The sequence below is a fragment of the Pseudomonas sp. JAI111 genome, assembly GCF_024809425.1.
In the GTDB taxonomy this organism is placed as follows: domain Bacteria; phylum Pseudomonadota; class Gammaproteobacteria; order Pseudomonadales; family Pseudomonadaceae; genus Aquipseudomonas.
Genome location: NZ_JANUCB010000014.1, coordinates 1 through 25,876, shown reverse-complemented (window position 1 = coordinate 25,876; position 25,876 = coordinate 1). Strand labels below are relative to the sequence as shown.

Annotated in this window: 26 protein-coding genes; 15 read left to right on the top strand and 11 right to left on the bottom strand. The window is 59.8% G+C overall.

The genetic code is table 11. The features are described from left to right. Window positions 1-63 precede the first annotated feature (63 nt). Entirely contained in the window at window positions 64-1,371 is a 1,308-nt protein-coding gene (locus HNR03_RS29635) for a CitMHS family transporter (protein ID WP_259157607.1), read from the bottom strand. 319 nt (window positions 1,372-1,690) lie between these two features. Between HNR03_RS29635 and HNR03_RS29630 the strand changes: the two genes are divergently transcribed. Then, window positions 1,691-2,092: a GFA family protein gene (locus HNR03_RS29630; RefSeq protein WP_259157606.1), complete on the top strand. Its 402-nt coding sequence runs from the start codon at window positions 1,691-1,693 to the stop codon at window positions 2,090-2,092. Here the strand turns inward: HNR03_RS29630 and HNR03_RS29625 are convergent, their stop codons facing one another. Next, a complete protein-coding gene (locus HNR03_RS29625) occupies window positions 2,093-2,419 on the bottom strand; it encodes a DOPA 4,5-dioxygenase family protein (protein WP_259157605.1) in 327 nt (108 codons plus the stop codon). An 82-nt stretch (window positions 2,420-2,501) separates the two neighbouring features. On the opposite strand from HNR03_RS29625, the gene HNR03_RS29620 reads away from it, so the two are divergent. Continuing rightward, on the top strand, window positions 2,502-3,173 hold the full coding sequence (locus HNR03_RS29620; RefSeq protein ID WP_259157604.1) for an NAD(P)-dependent oxidoreductase: 672 nt from the start codon (window positions 2,502-2,504) through the stop codon (window positions 3,171-3,173). Here the strand turns inward: HNR03_RS29620 and HNR03_RS29615 are convergent. After that, window positions 3,160-4,110, bottom strand: a complete 951-nt coding sequence (locus HNR03_RS29615; RefSeq protein WP_259157603.1) for a choline sulfate utilization transcriptional regulator — start codon at window positions 4,108-4,110, stop codon at window positions 3,160-3,162. The two genes, HNR03_RS29620 and HNR03_RS29615, sit on opposite strands and share 14 nt — an antisense overlap. Before the next feature lie 114 nt (window positions 4,111-4,224). Between HNR03_RS29615 and betC the strand changes: the two genes are divergently transcribed. The 3 genes from betC to HNR03_RS29600 all read left to right on the top strand — a co-directional run bounded on the left by betC (window position 4,225) and on the right by HNR03_RS29600 (window position 8,452). Beyond that, on the top strand, window positions 4,225-5,739 hold the full coding sequence (betC, locus tag HNR03_RS29610; RefSeq protein ID WP_259157602.1) for a choline-sulfatase: 1,515 nt from the start codon (window positions 4,225-4,227) through the stop codon (window positions 5,737-5,739). 16 nt (window positions 5,740-5,755) lie between these two features. After that, the gene (gene choX / locus HNR03_RS29605; RefSeq protein WP_222589166.1) at window positions 5,756-6,676 is read left to right on the top strand and encodes a choline ABC transporter substrate-binding protein; all 921 of its coding nucleotides are present in this window, start codon (window positions 5,756-5,758) and stop codon (window positions 6,674-6,676) included. A gap of 207 nt (window positions 6,677-6,883) precedes the next feature. Beyond that, window positions 6,884-8,452: a SulP family inorganic anion transporter gene (locus HNR03_RS29600; protein WP_259157601.1), complete on the top strand. Its 1,569-nt coding sequence runs from the start codon at window positions 6,884-6,886 to the stop codon at window positions 8,450-8,452. A gap of 114 nt (window positions 8,453-8,566) precedes the next feature. On the opposite strand, the gene aroE is transcribed toward HNR03_RS29600, so the two are convergent. Together aroE and hemF are read right to left on the bottom strand one after the other, a co-directional pair. Beyond that, a complete protein-coding gene (aroE, locus tag HNR03_RS29595; RefSeq protein ID WP_259157600.1) occupies window positions 8,567-9,388 on the bottom strand; it encodes a shikimate dehydrogenase in 822 nt (273 codons plus the stop codon). Between the two features lie 13 nt (window positions 9,389-9,401). Continuing rightward, a complete protein-coding gene (hemF, locus tag HNR03_RS29590; protein WP_259157599.1) occupies window positions 9,402-10,316 on the bottom strand; it encodes an oxygen-dependent coproporphyrinogen oxidase in 915 nt (304 codons plus the stop codon). Between the two features lie 163 nt (window positions 10,317-10,479). Here hemF and HNR03_RS29585 point away from each other — a divergent pair, with 163 nt between their 5' ends. Next, window positions 10,480-11,457 (top strand): NADPH:quinone reductase, encoded by a 978-nt coding sequence (locus HNR03_RS29585; protein ID WP_259157598.1) that lies wholly within the window; start codon window positions 10,480-10,482, stop codon window positions 11,455-11,457. Window positions 11,458-11,563: 106 nt separating this feature from the next. Here the strand turns inward: HNR03_RS29585 and HNR03_RS29580 are convergent, their stop codons facing one another. The 3 genes from HNR03_RS29580 to HNR03_RS29570 all read right to left on the bottom strand — a co-directional run bounded on the left by HNR03_RS29580 (window position 11,564) and on the right by HNR03_RS29570 (window position 14,382). Next, entirely contained in the window at window positions 11,564-12,121 is a 558-nt protein-coding gene (locus HNR03_RS29580) for an L-threonylcarbamoyladenylate synthase (RefSeq protein WP_222589161.1), read from the bottom strand. A gap of 54 nt (window positions 12,122-12,175) precedes the next feature. After that, window positions 12,176-13,276 carry a DNA-processing protein DprA gene (gene dprA / locus HNR03_RS29575; RefSeq protein ID WP_222589160.1) on the bottom strand — a complete coding sequence of 367 codons (1,101 nt, stop codon included), beginning with the start codon at window positions 13,274-13,276 and terminating at the stop codon, window positions 12,176-12,178. An 80-nt stretch (window positions 13,277-13,356) separates the two neighbouring features. Next, complete coding sequence (locus HNR03_RS29570; RefSeq protein WP_259157597.1) at window positions 13,357-14,382, bottom strand: LysM peptidoglycan-binding domain-containing protein; 1,026 nt, start codon at window positions 14,380-14,382, stop codon at window positions 13,357-13,359. A gap of 167 nt (window positions 14,383-14,549) precedes the next feature. On the opposite strand from HNR03_RS29570, the gene def reads away from it, so the two are divergent. The 5 genes from def (at window position 14,550) to HNR03_RS29545 (ending at window position 19,257) form a co-directional block, all read left to right on the top strand. Then, the gene (gene def / locus HNR03_RS29565) at window positions 14,550-15,056 is read left to right on the top strand and encodes a peptide deformylase (protein ID WP_259157596.1); all 507 of its coding nucleotides are present in this window, start codon (window positions 14,550-14,552) and stop codon (window positions 15,054-15,056) included. Between the two features lie 57 nt (window positions 15,057-15,113). Next, window positions 15,114-16,073 carry a methionyl-tRNA formyltransferase gene (gene fmt, locus HNR03_RS29560; RefSeq protein ID WP_259157595.1) on the top strand — a complete coding sequence of 320 codons (960 nt, stop codon included), beginning with the start codon at window positions 15,114-15,116 and terminating at the stop codon, window positions 16,071-16,073. After that, a complete protein-coding gene (rsmB, locus tag HNR03_RS29555; RefSeq protein WP_259157594.1) occupies window positions 16,070-17,380 on the top strand; it encodes a 16S rRNA (cytosine(967)-C(5))-methyltransferase RsmB in 1,311 nt (436 codons plus the stop codon). Before fmt ends, rsmB begins: the two co-directional genes overlap by 4 nt. Window positions 17,381-17,403: 23 nt before the next feature. Next, entirely contained in the window at window positions 17,404-18,777 is a 1,374-nt protein-coding gene (trkA, locus tag HNR03_RS29550) for a Trk system potassium transporter TrkA (protein WP_208670713.1), read from the top strand. Window positions 18,778-18,942: 165 nt separating this feature from the next. After that, the gene (locus HNR03_RS29545; RefSeq protein WP_222589156.1) at window positions 18,943-19,257 is read left to right on the top strand and encodes a tetratricopeptide repeat protein; all 315 of its coding nucleotides are present in this window, start codon (window positions 18,943-18,945) and stop codon (window positions 19,255-19,257) included. On the opposite strand, the gene HNR03_RS29540 is transcribed toward HNR03_RS29545, so the two are convergent. The 3 genes from HNR03_RS29540 to tag all read right to left on the bottom strand — a co-directional run bounded on the left by HNR03_RS29540 (window position 19,258) and on the right by tag (window position 21,055). Then, window positions 19,258-19,497, bottom strand: coding sequence for a pilus assembly protein PilZ (locus HNR03_RS29540; protein WP_090177550.1), 240 nt, complete (start codon window positions 19,495-19,497; stop codon window positions 19,258-19,260). A gap of 72 nt (window positions 19,498-19,569) precedes the next feature. Continuing rightward, the gene (locus HNR03_RS29535; RefSeq protein WP_090177553.1) at window positions 19,570-20,457 is read right to left on the bottom strand and encodes a lysophospholipid acyltransferase; all 888 of its coding nucleotides are present in this window, start codon (window positions 20,455-20,457) and stop codon (window positions 19,570-19,572) included. Between the two features lie 40 nt (window positions 20,458-20,497). Beyond that, window positions 20,498-21,055: a DNA-3-methyladenine glycosylase I gene (gene tag / locus HNR03_RS29530; RefSeq protein ID WP_222589154.1), complete on the bottom strand. Its 558-nt coding sequence runs from the start codon at window positions 21,053-21,055 to the stop codon at window positions 20,498-20,500. Window positions 21,056-21,136: 81 nt separating this feature from the next. Here tag and glyQ point away from each other — a divergent pair, with 81 nt between their 5' ends. The 4 genes from glyQ (at window position 21,137) to HNR03_RS29510 (ending at window position 25,547) form a co-directional block, all read left to right on the top strand. Next, window positions 21,137-22,090 (top strand): glycine--tRNA ligase subunit alpha, encoded by a 954-nt coding sequence (glyQ, locus tag HNR03_RS29525; protein WP_003213601.1) that lies wholly within the window; start codon window positions 21,137-21,139, stop codon window positions 22,088-22,090. Further along, the gene (gene glyS, locus HNR03_RS29520) at window positions 22,087-24,141 is read left to right on the top strand and encodes a glycine--tRNA ligase subunit beta (RefSeq protein WP_222589153.1); all 2,055 of its coding nucleotides are present in this window, start codon (window positions 22,087-22,089) and stop codon (window positions 24,139-24,141) included. The genes glyQ and glyS overlap by 4 nt, the downstream gene beginning before the upstream one ends. A 4-nt stretch (window positions 24,142-24,145) precedes the next feature. Next, on the top strand, window positions 24,146-24,685 hold the full coding sequence (gene gmhB, locus HNR03_RS29515; protein WP_197281768.1) for a D-glycero-beta-D-manno-heptose 1,7-bisphosphate 7-phosphatase: 540 nt from the start codon (window positions 24,146-24,148) through the stop codon (window positions 24,683-24,685). 82 nt (window positions 24,686-24,767) lie between these two features. Beyond that, entirely contained in the window at window positions 24,768-25,547 is a 780-nt protein-coding gene (locus HNR03_RS29510; protein WP_259157593.1) for a 1-acyl-sn-glycerol-3-phosphate acyltransferase, read from the top strand. Window positions 25,548-25,876 lie beyond the last annotated feature (329 nt).

The following is a 25,876-nucleotide window of genomic DNA, read 5'->3' as shown; positions in this document are numbered from 1 at the left end:
TAAACCATAAAGGGCCCGGGCTTCAAACTGCGAAGCCTGGACCCGTTACGGTGAGTCTTGGGCTTATAGAGTGCTGAACAGCGGAAAGATCCCCATCAGCAATGCTGCAACCAGTATGCACATGCACACCAGCACTGCCCATTTCAGGGTGAAGCGCTGATGGTCACCAAAATCGATACCGGCCAGGGCCACCAACAGGTAGGTCGACGGTACCAGCGGGCTCAACAGGTGGACGGGCTGACCAACAATCGAGGCACGTGCCATTTCAACCGCGGTTATACCGTAGTGACTGGCTGCTTCGGCAAGTACTGGTAACACGCCGTAATAAAATGCGTCGTTCGACATGAAAAACGTAAACGGCATGCTCACCAGCGCAGTGATCACGGCCAGGTACGGGCCGAGGAAATCCGGGATAACCGCCAGCAGACTTTTCGACATGGCGTCGACCATGCCGGTGCCCGACAGGATACCGGTGAAGATACCGGCCGCGAAGATCAAACCGACTACCGCAAGGACGCTACCGGCATGGGCCGCGACGCGGTCCTTCTGCTGTTGCAGGCATGGATAGTTGACGATCATCGCGATACTGAACGCCACCATGAACAGCACTGGCAGCGGCAACAGGCCGGCAATCAGGGTGCACATCAATGCGAACGTCAGGGCACCGTTGAACCAGATCAACTTCGGACGACGGGCATCCGGGAACTGCGAAACGCTGATTTCACTGTGATCGACTTCTTCGCCCACCAGGTGCAGTTCACCCAGACGCGCACGTTCACGTTTGCCGTAGAAGTAGGCGATCAGGAGGATGGCCACCACGCCGGCGGCCATTGCCGGAATCATCGGTACGAAGATGGCGGAAGGGTCCACATGCAGCGCACTGGCCGCACGGGCGGTCGGGCCGCCCCATGGGGTCATGTTCATCACGCCACCGGCGAGGATGATCAGACCGGCCATGATTCGCGGGCTCATGCCAATGCGGCTGTAGAGCGGCAACATGGCGGCCACGCAGATCATGTAAGTGGTCGCGCCGTCACCGTCCATGGACACGATCAGCGCCAGTACGGCGGTACCGACTGAAACTTTCAGCGGGTCGCCCTTGACCAGTTTGAGGATCTTGCGCACGGCCGGGTCGAACAGGCCGGAGTCGATCATCAGGGCGAAATACAGAATGGCGAACATCAGCATCACGCCGGTCGGCGCGAGTTTGGTGATGCCTTCGAGCATCATCGGGCCGATCTTCGGCGCAAAACCGCCGAACAGGGCGAAAACGATCGGGATGATGATCAGGGCGATCAGCGCGGACAGGCGCTTGGTCATGATCAGGAACATGAACGTGATGACCATGGCAAAGCCAAGGAAAGTCAGCATAGGAGTACTCCAGGCATAGCGCGGCTAGGGAATGGGCGAACCGGGTGGGGTCAGCGCAGAACGGGAAGCGCGAGGCGTATGGACGGAGTGACAGCGAAGCGGCGGGTAGCAGAAGACATCAGGATCACCATTGTTGTTGTTAAATGGACCGTGCGAGCAATCAATCACGCGCTTTGGCCAACCGGTCTGTTGCCGGCAGTGGGGGCGATCCTAATCGGGGAAGCTTTCAGCCAGCTTTCGCCGACGAAAGCATTGACCGGATGTGCAACCGGTCGTCGGACAGGGCTTATGTCCCGGAATACGGGACAGGAGGAGAAAAATGAATGACATTCATTCGGGCGGCTGTCACTGCGGACATCTGCGCTATCAATTCAACGGGCCGTTGCACGACATCGCCCACTGCCATTGTTCGATTTGCCGGCGGGTCAGCGGCGGGATCGTGACCACCTGGATCACTGTGCCCGCATCGGCGTTCCAATGGATGAAAGGGACACCGGCGCAGTACGCGTCCTCGTCCACCTGCCTGCGCTATTTCTGCCCGACGTGTGGGGCGCAACTGGCGTTGGTGTCACGCCTCAGCCCCGAGACTATCGACGTGACCATCGCCACCCTTGACCACCCGGAGCAAGCGCCGGCCGAGCGGCACATCTGGACGGACAACCAATTGCCCTGGCTGCACCTGGACGAACACTTGCCCGGCGAAGCGCAAGAAAGCATCTGATCAAAAAACAGACAGGTCCAGGGGACGAATCGCGCCCATCCAGATTGCGTGCTCGGTGTGGTCGAGCAAATCGTTACCCGTGTCAGGGTGCAGGAACACCACCAGCCCCTGGCGATTGAGCGCCAGCCAGGGCAGCACTTCACCGAGCAATTCCGGGGCAAAAGCCAGTTGGCAGCTCCAGTCCGGGTGCGGACCGACGGGGCGCTCATGCATTCGTCCCATCCTCAGCGGGAATAGCTGTGCCGCCCGCTCACAGATATCCCGCGCCCGCTCGATGCTGTCGGCGTCAAAATAGACATGGGCGTGATAACCCTTGATCTGCTGCATCTCAATCCCTCTTAAACCCGTTCGAACCCTCACCGTTTCCCACAGGTCACACCTCATATACGTAGAAAACAAGGACTCAGCCATGAAAAATGCCGAAACCCCCGTTGTGAAAGTGGTGCTTTATGGTGCCATGAGTAGCCTGGGCAGTGCGCTGATGGCTGAAATGCTGCGGCGCCAGCATGAAGTCATCGCGATTCTGGACAACCTGACGGCCCTCGCGCCACGCCCGGGTTTGCGCACCAAGACCGGTGACCTGTTTGAGGCTGAACGGGTGAAGCAAAGCGTTGCAGGCAGTTCAGCGGTTATCTGTTTGCTCGACGCGCCAGGGCTGCCCTTCAACAGCGACAGTGTTGAGAAGACCATCGTCCCGGGCCCGGTCGAGCAAGTGCTGGCTGTGGATGCGTTGGTTGAAGGTATGCAGGCCGCGGGCATTTCCCGGCTGTTTCTGGTGGGGGATTTCGAGGTACTGGACGATCTGGAGACTGACGATAGCCTGCAACGCCATGCCGCCGAAGAGATTCGCGAAGCGCTGCAAAGCAGTGCGTTGCACTGGACGCTGGTGAACGCGCCGCGTGGGGTGCCCGGACTGACCATCGAACATTTCAGCCACGTCAGCAGCAGCCTGGAACCGGGCCTGGCCGAACCGCTTGAGCGGTTGAACCGCGTCGCCGTCGGCATTGCCGATGAGCTTCAGCTGAACCTGCACGTTCGCGAGCACGTCAATTTTGTCGCGGTGGACGCTAAACAGCGATAGACGGCAACGCAAGGCCGGTAAGCGATTGCGCACTGCTGGCTTGTTCTGCCATCAACCAATCGACAAATAGCTGGATCAACGCTCCCCGCCGTTTGCGTTGAGGCAACACCACGTAATAGCCGAGCCTGGAAATCACCGTGTCTGCAATCGGCCGGCACAACAAACCTTGTGCCAGCAAGTTATCCACAAGGTGACGCCAGCCGATCGCCACGCCTTGGCCGCCAATCGCGGCTTGAATCAACAGCGTGTAATTATCGAAACGCAATTGCCCCGGCGCAGGCGCTGAAGTGATGCCCAGCTCGCGAAACACGCCGCTCCAATCGAACCAGTTACTGCTGTTTTCTCCGCGTAAATGCAGCAGCGGAAATTCCAGCAATGATTGAGCGGGCAAGGGCAGGGGACGGTCCTTCAACAACAGCGGGCTGCACACCGGAAACACTTCTTCGCTGAACAGCCAATGGCTTTCGCCCTGTTTGAAGCGCCCGTCGCCGAACAGCACCGCCACGTCGATATCGGTGCGCAGCATGTTGTGGTTGCGCTCGCTGGTAACCAGGCTCACATCCACTTGCGGATTGGCGGCATGAAAACGGTGTAATCGCGGCATCAACCAATACGCGGCAAACGCGAAGTCGGTGGCGACCTGCAAGACCTCGTGTTGCTGTTGTGCGGTTATCGCGCTCAATCCTGCGTCGATATTCTGCAAACCGAGCTGAACCTGCTCGAAAAGAATGGTCCCGGCTTCCGTCAGTTCAATGCCGCGATAGATACGGTCGAACAGCCGTGTGCCGAGTTGTTCTTCCAACCGCTTGATCTGCTGGCTGATGGCCGGTTGCGTTGTTCCAAGCTCCACTGCGGCGGCGGTGAAACTGCGTTGACGGGCAGCCGATTCAAAAGCGCGGAGCAAATCCAGCGACAAATCACCGAGGGATTCATACATAAGCTGTGCTTATCCTAGTCATTGCCGTGCATGGGCTTTACCACAACAAGCATGGACTCCATGCTCGATTGCAGCACTCTCGCATAAATATTCACTATGGAATGCCGCGATCACATGAAGCGCAAGAATATTCTTTTCATCATGGCCGATCAGATGGCCGCGCCAATGTTGCCGTTCTACGGCCCTTCGCCCATCAAACTGCCTAATTTGAGCCGCCTCGCCGCCGAAGGCGTGGTGTTCGACGCCGCCTATTGCAACAGTCCACTGTGCGCGCCGTCGCGTTTCACCCTGGTCAGCGGTCAGTTGCCGAGCAAGATCGGCGCCTACGACAACGCGGCCGATTTCCCCGCCGACGTACCGACATACGCTCACTACCTGCGTCGACTCGGCTACCGCACCGCGCTCTCGGGCAAGATGCACTTTTGCGGCCCGGACCAACTCCATGGCTACGAAGAACGCCTGACCAGCGATATTTACCCGGCCGACTACGGTTGGGCCGTGAATTGGGATGAACCGGACGTCCGTCCGACCTGGTATCACAACATGTCGTCGGTGCTGCAAGCCGGGCCGTGCGTGCGCACCAATCAGCTGGATTTCGATGAAGAGGTGGTGTTCAAGGCCCAGCAATACCTGTTCGATCACATCCGTGAGGATGGCGATCAGCCGTTTTGCCTGACCGTGTCGATGACCCATCCACACGACCCGTACACCATTCCCAAAGCTTTCTGGGACCTGTACGACGATGCCGACATCCCATTGCCTGAAACTCCCGTGCAGACCTCGCTCGACCCGCACTCCCAGCGTTTGCTCAAGGTCTACGACCTGTGGGACAAACCGCTGCCTGTGGATAAGATTCGCGACGCGCGCCGCGCTTACTTTGGCGCTTGCAGTTATATCGACAGCAACGTCGGCAAACTCCTGCAAACCCTCGAAGAAACCGGGTTGATCGATGACACCATCATTGTCTTCTCTGGCGATCACGGCGACATGCTCGGCGAGCGCGGCCTCTGGTACAAAATGCATTGGTTCGAAATGGCCGCGCGAGTGCCTTTGCTGATCAGTGCACCGGGGCAATTCGGGGCTGGCCGGGTCAGCGCGTCTGTTTCCACCGCCGACCTGCTGCCCACCTTCGTGGAACTGGCCGGCGGTTCGCTGGAGCCAGGCCTGCCGCTGGACGGCCGCTCGCTGGTGCCGCATCTGCAAGGGCAGGGTGGTCATGACGAAGTGTTCGGCGAATACATGGCCGAGGGCACCATCAGTCCTTTGATGATGATTCGTCGCGGCGCCTACAAATTCATCTACAGCGAAGACGACCCTTGCCTACTCTTCGATGTACACAATGACCCGCGCGAACAAGAAGAACTCAGCCAATCGCCGCAGCATCGGCAGCTGTTCGACGATTTTCTCGCCGAGGCGCGGGCCAAATGGGACATTCCGGCCATTCACCAACAGGTGCTCGCCAGCCAGCGACGCCGGCGTTTCGTCGCCGATGCGCTGACCATCGGCAAGCTGAAGAGCTGGGATCACCAGCCGCTGGTGGACGCCAGTCAGCAGTACATGCGCAACCACATCGATCTCGACGATCTGGAGCGCAAAGCACGTTATCCACAACCCTGCCAAAACCAATAATGTTAAGGGGAAGTCCATGCAAAAGTTATCCACAGTACTGACGGTCGGGCTTTTGGCTCTGGGCAGCGCATCGGTTTACGCCGATCAAAGCTGCGACACGGTGAAAATGGCCGACCCTGGCTGGAGCGACATCGCCGCAACCAACGCCATCACCGGGTTTCTGCTGGATGGCATGGGCTACAAGGCCAAGGTCGACACCCTCGCGGTGCCGATCACCTTTGGCGGGTTGAAGGATGGCCAGGTGGATGTATTCCTGGGTAACTGGATGCCAGCGCAGCAGGGGTTCTACGACAAGTTCGTGGCCACCGGGGATGTCACACAACTCGCCAAAAACCTCGACGGTACCGAGTTCACGCTGGCAGTCCCGGATTACGTGTGGGACGCGGGTGTGCATAACTTTGCCGACCTGAATAAATTCGCCGACAAGTTCGACAAGAAGATCTACGGCATCGGTTCGGGCGCTCCGGCGAACATTTCGCTGCAAGAGATCATCAAGAAGAATGACTTCGACATGGGCCAGTGGAAACTGGTCGAGTCCAGCGAGCAAGCGATGCTGGCCGAAGTGTCTCGCGCGGTGAAGAAACAGAAATTCGTGACCTTCCTCGGCTGGACCCCGCACCCGATGAACGTGCAGCTGAAAATGCATTACCTGAAGGGCGGCGAGAAGTATTTTGGCGACACTGGCAGCGTCCACACGCTGACGCGCAAAGGTTATGCACAGGCCTGTCCGAACGTTGGCAAGTTGCTGACCAACCTGAGTTTCACCCAGGAGATGGAAAACAGCATCATGGCCGAGGTGGTAAACAAGAAGGTCAGCAATGCAGATGCGGCCAAAGCGTGGATCAAGGCAAACCCGGCGGTGCTGGACAAGTGGCTTGACGGTGTGAAGACCGTGGACGGGAAGGATGCGTTGACGGCAGTGAAAGCCAAGCTCTGAGCCCCTCGCCGATCGTTCCCACGTCGAGGCGTCGAACCGTCGGCGTGGGAATGCCGCCACGGACGCTCTGCGTCTGCTTCTGGATGTGACGCAGAGCGTCACGGGATGCATTCCCACGCAGAGCGTAGGAACGATCAGTCGCAAAGCGTGGGAACGATCTTTGTCTGGTGCTGATACCCTTACGCAAAATCCCATCCGAGAGGATCCATGGCCTTCCCCAGCCGCCATTCACTCTTCCCCTTCCTTTCCTGGTTGCCCCGGCAAACCCGCGCCAGTGTCGGCCGCGACCTGATCGTCGGCCTCAGTGGTGCCATTCTCGCGTTGCCGCAATCCATTGCCTACGCACTGATCGCCGGTCTCCCACCCGAATACGGCCTCTACGCGGCGATCATCCCGGTGTTGATCGCCTGCCTGTGGGGTTCGTCGTGGCATTTGATCTGCGGTCCGACGGCGGCCATTTCCATTGTCCTGTACGCGAGCGTCAGCCCACTGGCGGTTCCTGCGACACAGGACTACGTGACGTTGATCCTGTTGCTGACCTTTCTGGCCGGCATTTTCCAATGGCTCCTGGGTTTGCTGCGGTTTGGCGCGCTGGTGAATTTCGTCTCGCACTCGGTGGTACTGGGTTTCACCCTCGGCGCGGCGGTGGTGATTGCCATCGGCCAACTGCCGAACCTGCTGGGGCTGGACCTGCCCAATCAAGCCACAGCGTTGAACAGCCTGATGATGCTGTTGAGTCATCTCGGTGAGATGGACAAGCCTTCGCTGGTACTGGGCGTGGCAACGGTCGTGGTGGGCGTGATCCTGAAAATGCTGCTGCCACGCTGGCCGACGCTGCTGATCACCTTGGTGTTGAGCGGATTGCTGGTGTGGGTTTGGCCATCGATGTTCGGCCATGTGAAGTTGGTCAGCGCGTTTGTCGGGCGGCTGCCGCCGTTCAGCCCGCTGCCGCTGGACCTGGAACTGGTCCTGCGCCTGCTGCCCAGCGCCGTGGCCGTCGGAATGCTCGGGCTGGTGACGAGCCTGTCGATTGCCCGTTCCTTGTCGGCGCGCTCACAGCAATTGCTCGACGCCAACCAGGAAGTCCGCGCCCAGGGATTATCGAACATTGTCGGTGCGTTCTTTTCCGGATCGCTGTCGGCCGGCTCCTTCACCCGTTCGGGCCTGAGCTACGAGGCGGGTGCCTGCTCACCGTTGGCTGGTGTCTTCTCGGCCATGTGGGTGGCACTGTTCGCGATCTTTGGCGCGGTGCTGATCGCGCACATTCCGATCCCGGCGATGGCGGGCAGTATTTTGCTGATCGCCTGGGGCTTGGTGGATCATCGCGGCATTCGCGCGTTGTTGCGGGTCAGTCGCGCCGAGTTCCTGGTGATGGCGCTGACCTGTGTCGCCACGCTGCTGCTGGAGTTGCAGACGGCGATTTATGCCGGGGTGCTGGCGTCCTTGTTCTTCTATCTCAAACGCACTTCGCAGCCGCGCGTGCAGCATTGGCGCGAAGGCGATGAAGATATTCTGCGGGTCGGCGGGTCGATCTTTTTCGGCGCCAGCCATTACTTGCAAGTACGTCTGCAACGCATGCACGGCGCGCGGGTTGTGATCGAGGCGCAGCAGATCAACTTTATCGACTATTCGGGAGTGGAAATGCTGCACCAGGAAGCAAGACGGCTTCTGCGCCAGGATCGCAGCCTGACCCTGCGTGGTGCTCGCCCGCCAGTGATAGAAGAATTGAGAAAGCTCGAAGGCGCGGAGAAATGCCCGATCCGGTTTGAGGATTGATCCGTCATGGCGCAAATCCCCTGTGGGAGCGAGCTTGCTCGCGATGGCGGTCGTTCTGATACATCAATGTTGGATGTACCGTCGTCATCGCGAGCAAGCTCGCTCCCACAGTAGTTACAGGGCGAGTTGCCGGCGCAGTTCGGCCAGCACTGGAGCCGTGTCCGGGCGCACGCCGCGCCACAGGAAGAAAGCTTCTGCCGCTTGTTCAGCCAGCATACCCAAGCCGTCCATCGACACTGCCGCGCCGTGTTCACTGGCCCAACGACAGAACGAAGTCGGCTCTTTGCCGTACATCATGTCGTAGCACACTGTTTTGCCCGGTTCGATCAGGCTGCTGGCAATCGGCGGCACATCGCCCGACAGACTCGCCGACGTCGCATTGATGATCAGGTCCACCGGCTCGCGCAACCAGTCGAAACCGCTGGCTGATACCGGCCCCAAGTCGCAGAACAGCTCTGCCAGTAGCTCGGCTTTTTCCACTGTACGGTTGGCGATGATTACCGACGCCGGCTGCTCGGCCAGCAACGGTTCCAGCGCGCCACGCACAGCGCCACCAGCGCCGAGCAGCAGGATGCGTTTGCCCTTGAGGCTGAAACCGGCGTTGACGGTCAAGTCGCGCACCAGCCCGGCACCGTCGGTGTTGTCACCGAGCAGCGTGCCATCGTCGAGTTTGCTCAAGGTGTTTACCGCGCCAGCCCGTTGGGCCCGTTGCGTCAGGCTGTCGGCCAGGCGAAAGGCGTCTTCCTTGAACGGCACCGTGACATTCGCCCCACGGCCTTCGAGGAAAAATGCCCGGGCGAAACCGGAAAAATCGTCGAGTGGCGCCAGCGAGGTGCTGTAGTCCAGTTCCTGAGCGGTTTGCTCGGCAAACAAACGGTGAATCAGCGGCGACTTGCTGTGGCCAATCGGGTTACCGAATACGACGTAACGGTCCATCAGAACTCCTCGTTCAGGCTTCGGCCAACCAATCGCGATCTTGCAGGAAGTATTCGGTCAGGCGTGCTTCTTCGCTACCGGGCTCGGCTTTCCAGTCGTAGCTCCAGCGCACTTGCGGCGGCAGCGACATGAGGATCGACTCGGTACGCCCGCCCGATTGCAGGCCGAACAGCGTGCCGCGGTCGTAGACCAGGTTGAACTCAACGTAGCGCCCGCGACGGAATTCCTGGAATTCACGCTGCTGGGCAGTGAACGGATCCTGTTTGCGGCGTTGCATGATCGGCAGGTAGGCATCGATGTAGGCGTCACCGATGGCGCGCATGAAGGCGAAACTGGTGTCGAAGTCCCACTCGTTCAAATCATCGAAGAACAGACCGCCGATGCCACGCGGCTCGTGACGGTGCTTGATGTGGAAGTAGCTGTCACACCAGGCTTTGTAGCGCGCGTAGACGTCCGGACCGAACGGCGCACATGCCTGCTCGGCGACACGGTGCCAGTGCACGCAGTCTTCGATGTTGCCGTAGTAAGGGGTCAGGTCGAAGCCACCGCCGAACCACCAGACCGGTTCTTCACCTTCTTTTTCCGCAATGAAAAAGCGCACGTTGGCATGGGAAGTCGGCACGTGCGGGTTGTGCGGGTGAATCACCAGCGAGACGCCCAGGGCTTCGAAGCCACGTCCGGCCAGTTCTGGCCGATGAGCGCTGGCGGACGGTGGAAGACCGCTGCCATAGACGTGAGAGAAGTTGACGCCGCCCTTTTCAATCACCGCGCCGTTTTCGATCACTCGCGTGCGACCACCGCCACCGGCGGGCCGGGTCCAGGCGTCTTCGACGAAGTGCGTGCCGCCGTCTTCGGCTTCCAGGGCAGCGCAAATGCGGTCTTGCAGGTCGAGCAGGTAGGCTTTTACGGCCTCGGTGCGGGTCGTCATGTCATCACCTTGAATCGGGCAAAGCTACGCGGCGCTCCATCGGAGCAGGGGGCGGCGCAAACGGGCGCGTAGCATAACATCGCAGATGGGCCTGCCGCAGTTGACGAAGGTCAAGCTTAGGAGTCCGATAGGGAGCTTCGCACATGACCTAAGGAGAGTTCTGATGGCAAAGCGTATTCAGTTTCGCACCCATGGCGGCCCCGAAGTCCTCGAGTATGTCGACTATCAACCCGCCGAGCCCGGCCCGCAGCAGGTTCGCGTCACCAACAAGGCCATCGGCCTGAACTTCATCGATACCTACTACCGCAGTGGTCTCTATCCGCTCCCCGCCCTGCCATCGGGCCTGGGCGCGGAAGGCGCGGGCGTAGTCGAGGCAGTGGGCAGCGAAGTCACCCGCTTCAAGGTCGGTGATCGTGTGGCGTACGGCAGCGGCCCATTGGGCGCTTATAGCGACGTTCATGTGTTGCCGGAGGCCAATCTGGTGCACCTGCCGGATGCCATCAGTTTCGAACAGGCTGCCGGGGTGATGCTCAAAGGCCTGACCGTGCAGTACCTGTTGCGTCAGACCTATGAACTGAAGGGCGGTGAAACCATTCTGTTCCACGCCGCGGCCGGCGGTGTCGGTTCGCTGGCTTGCCAATGGGCCAAGGCTCTTGGCGTGAAGCTGATCGGAACGGTCAGTTCGCCGCAAAAGGCGGCGCTGGCAAAAGCCAACGGTGCTTGGGCAACCATCGATTACAGCCATGAAAACGTCGCACAACGCGTACTGGAATTGACTGACGGGAAAAAAGTCCCGGTGGTGTACGACGGCGTAGGCAAGGACACGTGGCTGACGTCGCTGGACAGCGTTGCTCCGCGCGGTCTGGTGGTGAGCTTCGGCAATGCGTCCGGAGCGGTCGACGGGGTGAACCTGGGGATTTTGGCGGCGAAGGGATCGTTGTACGTGACCCGGCCGACGCTGGCGACTTACGCCAACAACGCCGAAAACCTGCAGCGCATGGCGGATGAGCTGTTCGAGATGATCATCAGCGGAAAGTTGAAAGTCGACATCAGCCAGAAGTATCCGCTGGCTGAAGCCGCGAAGGCGCAGGCTGAGTTGTCGGCGCGGCGGACAACAGGCTCGACAGTTTTGTTGCCCTGAAGGACGCCATCGCGAGCAGGCTCGCTCCCACAGTTGACCGGGTTTCCTCAGAGGAATGCGGTTAAATGTGGGAGCGGGCTTGCTCGCGATTGGCAGCGCCGCGATCTTAATCCGGGCGAATCACGTCGCCCGTCGCCAGATCTCGAATCACGCTCGGATTCTTGCGCCCGCCCAGATTCCCGCCCAACACGTAATCCACCTGCCCACGGAAATACTGCTCGACGCGAATTCGCGTGCGCGCCGCCGGCCGGCCCTGCGGGTTGGCCGACGTCGAAACCAACGGCCCGACCACCGCGCACAAATCCCTCACCAGCGGGTGATCGCTGACACGCAGCGCCACCGTTTCATGCACGCCGGTAATCCATTGCGGCAACATATTCTGATGCGGCACCAGCCAGGTGTTCGGCCCCGGCCAGGTGCTGGCCATGCGATCCATCCACAATTCAGGAAAGTCTTCAAAGAGGAAGTCGAACTGGCGGATATTGTCAGCCACCAGAATCAACCCTTTTTCCACTGACCGTCCCTTGATCGCCAGCAGACGATAGACCGCCTCTTCGTCCCACGGGTCGCAACCCAGGCCCCACACGGCTTCGGTTGGATAGGCGATCACCGCCCCTGCGCGAACGGCTTGTGCGGCTTGTTGCACACGCCAACTGTTGACCATGAAAAACTCTCCGGAATAAGGCTCTGCGCAGTTTACCGATCTTCCTTATAAAACCTAGCTCACCCGTGCAAACCAACGCCCGCTTTCGCAGACTGCCCGGCCGTCCATTTCCAGCTCCGTCAACGCCGCCAGCACTTTGGACAAGGCCCAGCCGCTGCTCACGGACAACGCTTCACTGGTGTGGGGCGCGGCGTGCAGTAGTTTGAGCAACGGATGCGTCACCGCTGGAGTCTCTGTGGATAACGGCAACCGTTGCCAGCCGCGTAGCGCTTCAAGGATATGTTCAATGGTTTCCACCAACACTGCGCCGTCGCGGATCAATTGATGACAGCCCTTGGCGCCGGGATGATGGATCGATCCCGGAATCGCGTAGACCTCGCGGCCCTGTTCCGCCGCCAGCCTCGCGGTGATCAACGAACCGCTCGCAATACTGGCCTCGACCACCAGCACACCCAGGGATAAACCGCTGATGATCCGGTTACGTCGAGGGAAGTTGCCAGCGCTAGGACCGGCGTCCAGCGGGAACTCGGAAAGCACCGCGCTACCCGATGCAATCATGGCGTCCGCCAGCCGTCGATTGCGCTGTGGATAAAACTTTTCAAGTCCCGTGCCAAGTACACCGACCGTTCGCCCGCCCACGTCCAAAGCCGCCTGATGCGCGGCAGCATCGATGCCCAGCGCCAGACCGCTGGTAATGACGAAACCGGCACCGGCCAGACTGCGCGAAAACGCCGTGGCGGTGTCCATGCCCGGTCTCGAGGCGCGACGACTGCCGACCATCGCCAGCTGCGGAATCTCCAGGATCCCCGGATCACCCGCCACAAATAACAGCGGCGGCGCATCGCTGATCTGCGCCAGCAACGCCGGGTAGTCAGGCTGGTCCCACATCAATAAATGCTGGCCCGGACGCTCTATCCAGGCCAATGCGTGGCTCGCGCCATCGCGCACTTCCTGTGCCCGTCGCGCTTCGGCGCAGGCCAGCGGCAAGCCCAACGAGCGCCAGGCGCTGGCCGGTGCGCTGATGGCTTTGGAGGCCGATCCAAACGCTTCAAGCAGTTTGCGAAAACGTGCAGGGCCGATTTCCGGCAAGCGGTGCAGGCGTAAACGAGCTTCCAGTTCCGCAGGGGAAACCGGTGTGACGGCAGACAGCGACATGGATCATCCTTGATCGTTATGAGCCCCGTTCAAACGGGAATAAGCTGTGGATAACTCTGTTGGTAACTTGTGGAGCAGGCTTACGGATTTCGCACCTTGTCCATGACGGCCAAGGAGCGCGACGCGGTGAGTACCAAACCGTAACTAAGCTTGTCGTAGGTGCGGAAAACCATCAGCAACCCCGCGCGCTCATCGGGAATTTTCAACGGTTGACCGGTGATCCGGTCACGCACGGTTTCGCCGGTTTTCATCACCACCAGCACGTTGCCTTCGACCAGACCATCGCGCTGGCCTTTGTTCAACGTGACAACATCCAGCGCCCCAATCTGGGTAACCCCGCGCGGCACATCGATAATCAAGCCGTTGACCGCCGTCTTGGGCGCGCTGGGCATGAAGGTCGAGTTGATCGATCGCTCTTCACCGCTGAACAAACGGTCACCGAGTCGAACTTCCTGAGTCGTGCGTTGCAGCGCCAGGGTGGCGACGTCACCTTCGGTGGCGACAATCTCGCCGCCGCCGATGTCGTCGGCGTTGATTCCCAGAAACTCTTTGCTGTCGGGATCGGTATAGACTTTGCCCTGACGGAAGATGCCGTAGACCGGCTGGTTCGGATCGAAATGGCCGCGGGCAAAAATACGATCACCGGTGCCGCTAAGCACGCGTTCGGCATCTCCGGCGACGATGTAGGGCGCCTTGTCGAAGTCCTCGACCTTGTCGACGATGCGATTGCTCAACAAGAAGCTGTTGATCGATTTCAGCGGAATGCTTGGGATCGCGTCAGCCACCGGCGCGCTGCGCACCCGAGGCGAGAGCTTGATGGTGCCCCGGGAAGCGCCGCGATTGAGGGTCAGGCGCGGCTGGCCATTGACGTAGACCAGCGACAAAGAATCGCCGGGATAGATGAGATTGGGGTTTTCGATCTGCGGATTGGCCTGCCACAGCTCCGGCCATTTCCATGGCTCACGCAGAAATTTGCCTGAAATGTCCCAGAGTGTGTCCCCCGCGACCACCGTGTATTGCGCTGGAAAACCTTCCTTGAGTTGCACCTGCCCGTGCGCCAAACCGGCCGAAGCCAGAAGGAGCAAGGCGAGTAGTGATTTCCTCATGCGGTGAATCCCTTTATTATGTGCGTTCGCGTGAAACGCCAGAGCCCTCGTGGCTCGCTCATCTATTCTGAAAAGAACAGGGAGCTACGCTTCACAACGGTAGCCGGCATCTTCGGACCCGCCAGGCCATCGCCCGACTTTACCTCACACGTGCAGCAATTAAGCTTATGGCCATTTTAGACATCCTCGAATTCCCCGACTCGCGCCTGCGCACGATCGCCAAACCGGTGACCGTAGTGGACGACGAAGTGCGTCAGTTGGTCGATGATATGTTTGAAACAATGTATGAAGCGCCAGGCATCGGCCTCGCCGCGACCCAGGTCAACGTGCACAAACGTATCGTCGTGATGGACCTCTCCGAAGACCGCAGCGAACCGCGGGTGTTCATCAACCCCGAATTCGAAGCGCTGACCGACGAGATGGAGCAATACCAGGAAGGCTGCCTCTCGGTGCCGGGTTTCTACGAAAACGTCGACCGTCCGCAGAAGGTCAAGGTCAAGGCCCTGGATCGCGACGGCCGGCCTTACGAACTGATCGCCGAAGGCCTGCTCGCGGTGTGCATCCAGCACGAATGCGACCACCTGAATGGCAAATTGTTCGTCGACTACCTGTCCAACCTCAAACGCGACCGAATCAAGAAGAAACTGGAAAAGCTCCATCGCCAGAACGCTTGATGCCCTCCTTTCAAAGGCTTGCCGCGGCAAGCCTTTTTCTTTTCAGAGATTGCTCCCATGACTGAGCCACTGCGCATCGTCTTTGCCGGCACCCCGGAATTCGCCGCCGAACACCTCAAGGCCCTGCTCGACAGCCCTTACGAGATCGTCGCGGTCTACACCCAGCCGGACCGTCCGGCGGGTCGCGGGCAAAAACTGATGCCGAGCCCGGTCAAGCAACTCGCGCTGGAAAACAACATCCCGGTGTTGCAACCGCCCACCCTGCGCAACGAAGACGCCCAGGCCGAACTGGCGGCGCTCAAGCCGGACTTGCTGGTGGTGGTCGCCTACGGCCTGATCCTGCCGCAAGCGGTGCTGGATATTCCGCGCCTGGGTTGCATCAATAGCCATGCCTCCTTGCTGCCGCGCTGGCGCGGTGCGGCGCCGATCCAGCGAGCCGTCGAAGCGGGCGACAGCGAAAGCGGCGTGACCGTGATGCGCATGGAGCTGGGCCTGGACACCGGGCCGATGCTGCTCAAAGTCACCACGCCGATCACCGCTCAAGACACCGGCGGCAGCCTTCATGACCGTCTGGCCGAAATGGGCCCACCGGCTGTGATTCAGGCGATTGCCGGGCTCGCCGCCGGCACGCTGAAAGGCGAAGTGCAGGACGACAGCCTCGCCACCTACGCGCACAAATTGAACAAGGACGAAGCACGCATCGACTGGAACCGCCCGGCGGTTGAGCTGGAACGTCTGGTCCGTGCCTTCAACCCATGGCCGATCACCCACAGCACACTGAATGGCGAAGCCCTGAAAGTGCTGGCCGCGAGCGTTGCCGAAGGGCAGGGCGCACCGGGGGAAATCCTCAGCGCCAGCAAGGACGGCTTGATCGTCGCCTGCGGTGAGCGGGCCTTGTGCCTGAACCGTTTGCAGTTGCCTGGCGGCAAGGCGCTGAATTTCAGCGACTTGTTCAACAGCCGTCGTGAGAAATTCGCCGTCGGCACCAGGCTCGGCCAAGTGGCGGACGCTCAATGAATCCGCGTCTGGCCGCCGCCAAGGCACTGGCAGCTGTTCTCAACGGTAAAGCATCCCTCAACAGTTCTCTGCCGACGCAAATGGACAAGGTTGAAGACCGTGATCGCGGTTTCACCCAGGACCTGGCGTTCGGTACTGCGCGCTGGCAACCTCGTTTGTCGGCGCTGGCGGCCAAGTTGCTGCAGAAGCCGTTCAAGGCGGCGGACGCTGATGTCGAGGCGTTGTTGCTGGTCGGTCTCTACCAATTGCTCTACACCCGCGTTCCCGCCCACGCCGCCATCGGCGAAACCGTGGGCTGCGCGGACAAGCTGAAAAAACCCTGGGCCAAGGCCTTGCTCAATGCCGTGCTGCGCCGCGCCCAGCGTGAGAGCGAAGCGCTGCTTGCCGAACTGGAACATGATCCGGTGGTGCGCACGGCCCATCCGCGCTGGCTGCAGAAATCCCTGAAGGCGTTCTGGCCTGAGCAGTGGGAAGCCATTTGCGCGGCGAACAATGCGCATCCGCCGATGATTCTGCGGGTTAACCGTCGCCATCATTCTCGCGATGCGTATCTGGGGCTGCTAACCCAAGCCGGCATCGCCGCCACACCGTGCATTTACAGCCAGGACGGCATCATCCTCGAAGCAGCGACCGACGTGCGCAGCTTGCCGGGCTTCGCCGAAGGCTGGATCAGCGTGCAGGACGAAGCGGCGCAACTGGCCGCCGACCTGCTCGATCTCGCGCCAGGCCAACGGGTGCTGGACGCCTGCTGCGCGCCGGGCGGCAAAACCTGCCACATTCTCGAGGCCGAGCCAAAACTGGCGGGCGTCGTGGCGGTGGACCTGGAAGCCAAGCGTCTGGTGCGAGTGCGCGAGAACCTTGCGCGCCTTGGCCTGAGTGCCGACCTGATCGCCGCCGATGGCCGCGACACCGCCACCTGGTGGGATGGCAAACCGTTTCAACGCATCTTGCTCGACGCGCCGTGCTCGGCCACCGGCGTGATTCGTCGTCACCCGGACATCAAGCTGACACGCCAACCCGACGACATCGCCGCATTGGCGGTGCTGCAAGGTGAGCTGCTCGACGCGCTGTGGATAACTCTGGAAGTCGGCGGAATTTTGCTTTACGCCACCTGCTCCACGCTGCCGACCGAGAACACCGAGGTCATCGAAGCGTTCCTCGCTCGCACGCCGGGTGCCCGTGAACTGGACCTCGCCACAACGGCCGGCATCAAGCAGCCGCACGGTCGCCAGTTGCTGGCCCAGGAAGGTGGCCACGACGGTTTCTACTACGCCAAGCTGATCAAGATCGCCGCCGCGCGCGGTTAACGGGATTCCAAGGGAGTGACTGGATGAAAATCATCATCCTCGGCGCAGGGCAGGTCGGCGGTTCGCTGGCGGAACACTTGGCCAGCGAGGCCAACGACATCACCGTGGTGGACACCGATGGCGATCGCCTGCGTGACCTTGGTGATCGGCTGGACATCCGCACCGTGCAGGGCCGCGGCTCGTTGCCGACGGTGCTGCGCCAGGCCGGCGCGGATGACGCCGACATGCTGGTGGCGGTGACCAACAGCGACGAAACCAACATGGTCGCCTGCCAGGTCGCCCACACCCTGTTCCACACCCCGACCAAAATTGCCCGGGTCCGCGAAGCGGCGTACCTCACCCGCTCCGAGTTGTTCGATAACGACGCGATTCCAGTGGATGTGCTGATCAGCCCGGAGCAAGTGGTCACCAACTACATCAAGCGCCTGATCCAGCATCCGGGCGCCTTGCAGGTGATCGACTTCGCCGAAGGCAAAGCACAATTGGTGGCCGTAAAGGCGTACTACGGCGGACCGCTGGTGGGTCAGCAACTGCGTCAGTTGCGCGAGCACATGCCAAACGTTGAAACCCGTGTAGCGGCGATTTTTCGTCGTGATCGGCCGATTTTGCCCCAGGGCGATACCGTCATCGAAGCTGACGATGAAGTGTTTTTCATCGCCGCCAAAGCGAATATTCGCGCAGTGATGAGCGAAATGCGTCGTCTGGATGAAACCTACAAACGTATCGTCATCGCTGGAGGCGGGCAGATCGGTGAGCGTCTGGCCGAGGCGATCGAAAGTCGTTACCAGGTCAAGATCATCGAGATGAACCCAGCACGCTGCCGCCATCTCTCGGACACCCTCGACAGCACCGTGGTGTTGCAGGGCAGCGCCTCCGACCGCGACTTGCTGATGGAAGAGAACATTGCCGACGCCGACATCTTCCTGGCCCTGACCAACGATGACGAAGCCAACATCATGTCTTCGCTGCTGGCCAAGCGCCTTGGCGCGAAGAAGGTGATGACGATCATCAACAACCCGGCGTACGTTGATTTGATTCAGGGCGGCGACATCGACATTGCCATCAGCCCGCAACTGGCGACCATCGGCACCTTGCTCGCCCACGTGCGCCGCGGCGATATCGTCAGCGTGCACTCACTGCGCCGCGGCGCGGCGGAGGCCATCGAGGCGATTGCCCATGGTGACGCGAAGTCGAGCAAGGTGATTGGCAAGGCCATCGAGAACATCGGCTTGCCGCCGGGTACGACGATTGGCGCGATCATTCGTGATGAGGAAGTGATCATTGCCCACGACGACACGGTGATCGCAGCGGGCGACCATGTGATTCTGTTCCTTGTGGATAAGAAGCATATTCGGGATGTGGAAAAGCTGTTTCATGTGGGGTTGAGCTTCTTCTGATCCAGAAGCTGCGGCGGCCGGTCTGGCCTCATCGCGAGCAGGCTCACTCCCACAGTATTTCTTCAGTGAATACAGATCTTGTGTCCGGCAAAAATCCACTGTGGGAGTGAGCCTGCTCGCGATGGCTATCTTGAAGCTGACCAACCTCTAGAAGGAGTCCACCCAATGCTCGAATCCCTGGAAAAAATGCTTGCCAAGGGTGTGGATAACTCATTGCTGCGCTTCGGCCTGGGCAAGGGTTACCTGGATCTTGGGGAAAACGCCAAGGCGGCCGAGCATTTCACGCGTTGCGTCGAATTTGATCCGAAGTATTCGGCGGCCTGGAAACTATTGGGCAAGGCTCATCTCGCACTCGCGGACTTTGCGGCCGCGCGTCAGGCATGGGAACAGGGTCTGGAAGCTGCCCGCGCCCATGGCGACAAGCAAGCAGAGAAAGAGATGACGGTATTTCTGAAAAAGCTTGAACGCCAGTCGCACTGATCAGAGATAGCGCAAGCCTATGCCATCGGCATCGACCAGCACCACTTCCATACGCACCCGCGGAGCACCTGTGGGTAAGTCCTGCACTTGACCGTAAACCACCGCGCCTCGGGACAACGACGACAAGCGCGGATGCTTGACGTAGACGCCTGTATCCGAAAGATTGCGGGTCTGGCCGAGGCATTCTCCAAAGCTTTCGTGAGTGATCTTGATGCGAAACGATTTGCGAAGTTCGGACATCTTTTGCGCCCTTGAATGAACGGTTGTGGATAACCTTGGCCCCAAGGTTATCCACAGATCATGCCAATCGAGTCAATACCAGCGCTCTTCGCCTGGCGGACGTTTCTTGAAGCGTTTCATGCTCCACATGTATTGGCTCGGATAGGCCCGTACATAACGCTCCACGACCTGGCTCATGGCGGCGCAGGAGGTTTCGGTATCCGTGCTGTACATGGCCTCTGGCGCGGCTTCGAGGATCACTTTGTATCCGGAACCGTCCGGCAACCGCAGCGCATGCAGGAACACACCGACGGCTTTACCGCCGGCGAGCATGTTCGGCACGAATTTACTGGTCAGCGCCTGCGTGGCGAAGAAAGGTACAAAGATCCCGGCGGATTCAGCCGGTTCCGGGTCAGCTGGAATGCCGACCGCACCACCTTTGCGCACTTCCTTGATAACACTGAGGATGCCTTCCTTGGTCGAGGCAGCCACCCGATTGCCCAATTGGACACGTTGCTTGCGCAGCAAATCATCCACCGCCTTAAGCTTGGGCGGACGATAGAAGATGATCGGTTTGCACTGGCTGCAATAGAAGTGGTTCAACACTTCCCAGTTGCCCAGGTGGCTGGTGATGCCGACGACGCCTTTGCCGGAAGCAAGCGCGTCTTTCAACACGTCGAGGCCTTCGACTTCGCGCACCAGGTCGATGGAGCGCTGGGCCGGCCAGATCCACGCACAGGCGCTTTCAGTCAACGACTTGCCAATGTCTTTCAGGCTCTGGCCCACCAGGCGCTCACGTTCGGCCGGGTCCATCTCGGGAAAGCACTTGGAAAGGTTGATCCGCACCACGTCGCGGGAACGGTTAGGGGTTTTCCACATGACCCAGCCAATGGCCGAGCCCACGGCTTGCACTGCCCGCCATGGAAGCAGGGCAAACAGCCGCAGAGCGCCTACCAGCAAGGCGCCTTTAAACTTATCCACAGGTCACTCCTGATCTTGTGCTGTGCGCGAGGCGGCTATTCTAACCGCCGTTGGCGAGCTGAGCGTAGCGGTCGCAGTCTTGCGTGTGGTCCATGACCATGCCCGAGGCCTGCATCAGCGCGTAACAAATCGTCGGGCCGACGAAGGTGAAGCCGGCCTTTTTCAAGCCTTTGCTCATCTCCACGGCGACTGGCGTGATCGCCGGCACTTCGGTGCGATCCTTGAAATGATTGATCACAGGAGTACCTCCAACGAAAGACCAGAGAAACTCCACCGGGTCTTCCAGCGTCAGCCAGGCCTGGGCGTTGCGCCGGGCGGCGTTGAGTTTCAGGCGATTGCGGATGATGCCCGGATCGAGCATCAATTCATCGATTTCCGCGTCGCTCATCTGCGCTATGCGTTGTACGTCGAAGCCGAACAGCACCTCGCGATAACGCTCACGTTTACGCAGCACGGTGATCCACGAGAGGCCGGCCTGGAACCCTTCGAGCAAAAGCAACTCGAACAATCCCTGCGCATCGCGTAGCGGCGCGCCCCACTCCTGGTCGTGATAAGCCATGTACAGCGGATCTTCGGAACACCAAAAGCAGCGTGGCATAAGGCTCCAGGGGGCGTGCGCAGCAATGAATCGGGTATACTCCCGCTCTTTAAATCGCAGCCCAAGAAACAGGTGAATTTCGTGAGCCAGCCTACGCCAGCCGTGCGTACCTTCCAAGACTTGATCCTCGCCCTCCAGCAATACTGGGCCGAGCAAGGTTGCGTGGTACTTCAGCCCTACGATATGGAAGTAGGCGCCGGTACTTTCCACACTGCCACGTTTCTGCGCGCCATCGGCCCGGAAACCTGGAACGCCGCTTATGTGCAGCCCAGTCGTCGCCCGACTGACGGCCGCTACGGCGAAAACCCGAACCGTCTGCAGCATTACTACCAGTTTCAGGTTGTCCTGAAGCCGAACCCGGACAATTTCCAGGAACTGTACCTGGGCTCCCTCAAGCATGTCGGCCTGGACCCGCTGGTCCACGACATTCGCTTCGTCGAAGACAACTGGGAATCGCCGACACTGGGCGCCTGGGGTCTGGGCTGGGAAGTCTGGCTCAACGGCATGGAAGTGACGCAGTTCACTTACTTCCAGCAAGCGGGCGGCATCGAGTGCTACCCGGTGACCGGCGAGATCACTTACGGCCTGGAACGTCTGGCGATGTACCTGCAAGGCGTGGACTCGGTCTACGACCTGGTCTGGGCGGACGGTCCGTTCGGTAAAGTGACCTACGGCGACGTGTTTCACCAGAACGAAGTGGAGCAGTCGACCTACAACTTCGAACACGCCAACGTCGAGAAGCTGTTCGAACTGTTCGATTTCTACGAAAGCGAAGCCAAGCGCCTGATCGAACTCGACCAGCCGCTGCCATTGCCAAGCTATGAAATGGTGTTGAAGGCATCCCATACCTTCAACCTGCTGGATGCACGCCGGGCAATCTCGGTGACCGCGCGTCAGCAATACATCCTGCGTGTGCGCACCCTGGCGCGTTCCGTTGCGCAAGCCTACCTGCTGGCTCGCGCCAAGCTGGGCTTCCCGATGGCGACCCCGGACCTGCGTGATGAAGTACTGGCCAAGCTGGAGGCTGCACAATGAGTGCTCAAGATTTTCTGGTTGAACTGGGCACCGAAGAACTGCCACCCAAAGCCCTGAACACCCTGGCCGACGCGTTCCTGGCCGGTATCGACAAGGGCTTGCAGGCCGCCGGCCTGAACTACGAAACCAAAACCGTCTACGCCGCGCCGCGTCGTCTGGCTGTGCTGATCACTTCGCTGGCCACCCATCAGCCGGATCGCAGCATCAACCTCGACGGCCCGCCACGTCAGGCCGCGTTCGATGCCGAAGGCAATCCGACTCAAGCGGCACTGGGTTTTGCCAAAAAGTGCGGCGTCGACCTGAGCGAAATCGATCAGAGCGGCCCGAAACTGCGCTACAGCCAAAGCATCGCCGGCAAACCGACCGCGAGCCTGCTGCCGACCATCGTCGAAGATTCCCTGAACGACCTGCCGATTCCCAAGCGCATGCGCTGGGGTGCTCGCAAGGAAGAATTCGTTCGCCCAACCCAATGGCTGGTCATGCTGCTCGGTGACCAGGTCATCGACTGCACCATCCTCGCCCAGAAGGCTGGACGTGATTCCCGTGGTCACCGTTTCCATCACCCGGAAAGTGTGCGCATCACTTCGCCGGCCAACTACCTGGCCGACCTGCGTGGCGCTTACGTGCTGGCCGACGCCAACGAACGTCGCGCGCTGATCAGCAAGCGCACCGAAGAGCTGGCGACGATGCAGGAAGGTACTGCGATCGTGCCACCAGCCTTGCTCGACGAAGTGACTGCGCTGGTTGAGTGGCCGGTGCCGCTGGTGTGCTCGTTCGAGGAACGTTTCCTCGACGTGCCGCAAGAAGCCCTGATCACCACCATGCAGGACAACCAGAAATATTTCTGCCTGCTGGATGCCGACGGCAAGTTGCTGCCACGTTTCATTACTGTGGCCAACATCGAAAGCAAAGACCCGCAGCAGATCATCGCCGGTAACGAGAAAGTGGTTCGCCCACGCCTGACCGACGCCGAGTTCTTCTTCAAGCAAGACAAGAAGCAGAAACTCGAAGACTTCAACCTGCGTCTGCAGAACGTGGTGTTCCAGGAAAAACTCGGCAGCGTCTACGACAAGGCCGAGCGCGTTTCCAAACTGGCCGCGTTCATTGCGCAACGCATTGGCGGCAACGCAGCCTGGGCTTCCCGTGCCGGCCTGCTGTCCAAGTGCGACCTGGCGACCGAGATGGTTGGTGAGTTCCCGGAGATGCAAGGCGTCGCCGGTTACTACTACGCCCTCAACGATGGCGAGCCGGAAGATGTCGCTCTGGCGCTAAACGAGCAATACATGCCGCGCGGTGCCGGCGCTGAACTGCCGACCACCCTGACCGGTGCGGCCGTGGCCATCGCCGACAAGCTCGACACCCTGGTCGGGATTTTCGGCATCGGCATGTTGCCGACCGGCAGCAAAGACCCGTATGCACTGCGCCGTGCCGCACTCGGCGTGTTGCGCATCCTGATCGACAAGAAGCTCGACCTCGACCTCAACGATGCCGTGGCGTTTGCCGTGAATGCGTTCGGTACCAAGGTAAAAGCTGCCGGTCTGAATGACGCGGTGCTGGAATTCATCTTCGATCGTCTGCGTGCCCGTTATGAAGACGAAGGCGTGGACGTCGGCACTTACCTGTCGGTACGTGCCCTGAAGCCGGGTTCGGCGCTGGACTTCGACCAACGCGTACAAGCGGTGGAAGCGTTCCGCAAGTTGCCGGAAGCCGCTGCCCTGGCCGCAGTGAACAAGCGCGTGTCGAACTTGCTGAGCAAGGTCGAAGGCTCTGTTCCGTCGGTGGTGGAAGCCAAGTACTTCGACAACGCCAACGAGTTCTCCCTGTACTCGGCGATCCAGCAGGCTGACCAGGCTGTACAGCCGATGGCCGCTGCGCGTCAGTACCGTGAATCGCTGGCACGTCTGGCTGCCCTGCGCGAGCCGGTGGACGCATTCTTCGAGGCCGTGATGGTCAACGCTGAAGATGCCAAGGTCCGCGCCAACCGCTATGCACTGCTGGCGCGTCTGCGTGGGCTGTTCCTCGGCGTCGCCGACATTTCGATGCTGGGCTGAGGAGCTGCTGTTGAAACTGCTGATTCTCGATCGGGACGGGGTGATCAATTACGACTCCGACGCTTACATCAAGTCGGTGGAGGAGTGGATTCCGCTCCCGGGCTCGATCGAGGCGATTGCGCAGTTGAGCAAGGCCGGCTGGACGGTGGCGGTGGCAACCAACCAGTCGGGCATTGCTCGCGGTTATTACGACATCGCCACCCTGGACGCCATGCACGAGCGCCTTCGCTCGCTGGTGGCGGAGCAGGGCGGTGAGGTCGGGCTGATCGTCTATTGCCCGCACGGGCCGGACGACGGCTGCGATTGCCGCAAGCCAAAACCGGGGATGCTGAAAACCATCGCCGCGCATTACAACGTTTCGCTGACTAATCTATGGTTTGTTGGCGACACGCTCGGTGACCTGGAAGCCGCCAAAGCCGTCGATTCTCAGCCAGTTTTGGTAAAGACCGGGAAAGGCGAAAAGACTTTGGGCAAGACCCTACCGGTGGGCACCTTGATTTTTGACGATCTTGCGGCGATTGCCGCAGAACTTATCCACAATTAGAGTGCTTTCGAATTTCCTGACCAAGGATTGATCGGGAGTGCACTTTATATAGACGGGCAGAGCCCGCACGGTAAATGTCGCCATGTCGATACTGCAGGCCATCAGAACCTTCCTCTTTTACCTGCTGCTGGGCACCAGCTCCTTGCTTTGGTGCAGCCTGAGCTTTTTCATCGCGCCTTTTCTGCCGTTCAAGGCGCGGTATCGCTTTATCAATGTTTATTGGTGCCGTTGCGCCTTGTGGCTGAGCAAAGTCTTTCTGGGCATCAGCTACGAAGTGAAGGGCGCGGAGAACGTGCCAGACCAGCCCTGTGTGATTCAGTCGAACCACCAGAGCACCTGGGAGACGTTCTTCCTCTCGGCCTACTTCGAGCCTTTGAGCCAGGTACTGAAGCGTGAACTGCTCTACGTTCCGTTCTTCGGTTGGGCCATGGCCATGCTGCGTCCGATCGCCATCGATCGCGACAATCCGAAAGCTGCGCTCAAGCATGTGGCGAAGAAGGGCGACGAATTGCTCAAGGATGGCGTTTGGGTACTGATTTTCCCGGAAGGGACGCGCGTTCCCTTTGGCACCATCGGCAAGTTCTCCCGCGGAGGCACCGCCTTGGCGGTCAACGCAGCACTTCCAGTACTGCCGATTGCACACAATGCCGGCAAATTCTGGCCGAAAACCGGTTGGGCAAAGAAGCAGGGCGTGATCACCGTGATCATTGGCGCACCGATGTATGCCGAGGGTAGCGGGCCCCGCGCCATTGCCGATTTGAACGACCGTGTGCAGCATTGGAACGAACAGATGCAACGGGAAATGGGTTCGCTACCAGCAGCCCCTGCAGCGCCCTCAGCCAACGATCAGGTCGCTGTCTGAGATTCTGTGGATAACCTGTGTACCGTTTTTCCAAAATTCGGCTTATTTAGATCTTAAGTATATGATTTATATGTATATTTCATAAACTGATAAAATTCCGAAAAAGGTGCATAAGTTTTTTCGGGCGCAAAAAAACCGGCTGATATAGCCGGTTTTTTTATGCCCGAAATTGCTGTGTTTCAGTGGCTGAACAATAGCTGTGTCAGGTTGTTAACGGGGTGGCTGAGATGCAATAAAAAAGGTTCTTCACGAAATCCCGGGAAACACAGAAACAAGAACGCCGATTTGATTGATGATGTTCGTGCGAGCAAACACATCTAAAAAACCGG

Excerpts from the sequence above, each read along its gene's own strand:
- HNR03_RS29545 (WP_222589156.1), top strand. The coding sequence starts at position 18,943 with ATGCTCGAATCCCTGGAAAAAATGCTTGCCAAGGGTGTGGATAACTCA.
- glyS (WP_222589153.1), top strand. The coding sequence starts at position 22,087 with ATGAGTGCTCAAGATTTTCTGGTTGAACTGGGCACCGAAGAACTGCCA.
- aroE (WP_259157600.1), bottom strand. The coding sequence starts at position 9,388 with ATGGACCGTTACGTCGTATTCGGTAACCCGATTGGCCACAGCAAGTCG.
- HNR03_RS29615 (WP_259157603.1), bottom strand. The coding sequence starts at position 4,110 with ATGTATGAATCCCTCGGTGATTTGTCGCTGGATTTGCTCCGCGCTTTT.
- HNR03_RS29540 (WP_090177550.1), bottom strand. The coding sequence starts at position 19,497 with ATGTCCGAACTTCGCAAATCGTTTCGCATCAAGATCACTCACGAAAGC.
- HNR03_RS29625 (WP_259157605.1), bottom strand. The coding sequence starts at position 2,419 with ATGCAGCAGATCAAGGGTTATCACGCCCATGTCTATTTTGACGCCGAC.
- HNR03_RS29620 (WP_259157604.1), top strand. The coding sequence starts at position 2,502 with ATGAAAAATGCCGAAACCCCCGTTGTGAAAGTGGTGCTTTATGGTGCC.
- HNR03_RS29630 (WP_259157606.1), top strand. The coding sequence starts at position 1,691 with ATGAATGACATTCATTCGGGCGGCTGTCACTGCGGACATCTGCGCTAT.
- hemF (WP_259157599.1), bottom strand. The coding sequence starts at position 10,316 with ATGACGACCCGCACCGAGGCCGTAAAAGCCTACCTGCTCGACCTGCAA.
- rsmB (WP_259157594.1), top strand. The coding sequence starts at position 16,070 with ATGAATCCGCGTCTGGCCGCCGCCAAGGCACTGGCAGCTGTTCTCAAC.
- HNR03_RS29570 (WP_259157597.1), bottom strand. The coding sequence starts at position 14,382 with ATGAGGAAATCACTACTCGCCTTGCTCCTTCTGGCTTCGGCCGGTTTG.
- HNR03_RS29585 (WP_259157598.1), top strand. The coding sequence starts at position 10,480 with ATGGCAAAGCGTATTCAGTTTCGCACCCATGGCGGCCCCGAAGTCCTC.
- trkA (WP_208670713.1), top strand. The coding sequence starts at position 17,404 with ATGAAAATCATCATCCTCGGCGCAGGGCAGGTCGGCGGTTCGCTGGCG.
- fmt (WP_259157595.1), top strand. The coding sequence starts at position 15,114 with ATGACTGAGCCACTGCGCATCGTCTTTGCCGGCACCCCGGAATTCGCC.
- choX (WP_222589166.1), top strand. The coding sequence starts at position 5,756 with ATGCAAAAGTTATCCACAGTACTGACGGTCGGGCTTTTGGCTCTGGGC.
- def (WP_259157596.1), top strand. The coding sequence starts at position 14,550 with ATGGCCATTTTAGACATCCTCGAATTCCCCGACTCGCGCCTGCGCACG.
- dprA (WP_222589160.1), bottom strand. The coding sequence starts at position 13,276 with ATGTCGCTGTCTGCCGTCACACCGGTTTCCCCTGCGGAACTGGAAGCT.
- HNR03_RS29510 (WP_259157593.1), top strand. The coding sequence starts at position 24,768 with ATGTCGATACTGCAGGCCATCAGAACCTTCCTCTTTTACCTGCTGCTG.
- HNR03_RS29635 (WP_259157607.1), bottom strand. The coding sequence starts at position 1,371 with ATGCTGACTTTCCTTGGCTTTGCCATGGTCATCACGTTCATGTTCCTG.
- tag (WP_222589154.1), bottom strand. The coding sequence starts at position 21,055 with ATGCCACGCTGCTTTTGGTGTTCCGAAGATCCGCTGTACATGGCTTAT.
- HNR03_RS29580 (WP_222589161.1), bottom strand. The coding sequence starts at position 12,121 with ATGGTCAACAGTTGGCGTGTGCAACAAGCCGCACAAGCCGTTCGCGCA.
- HNR03_RS29600 (WP_259157601.1), top strand. The coding sequence starts at position 6,884 with ATGGCCTTCCCCAGCCGCCATTCACTCTTCCCCTTCCTTTCCTGGTTG.
- betC (WP_259157602.1), top strand. The coding sequence starts at position 4,225 with ATGAAGCGCAAGAATATTCTTTTCATCATGGCCGATCAGATGGCCGCG.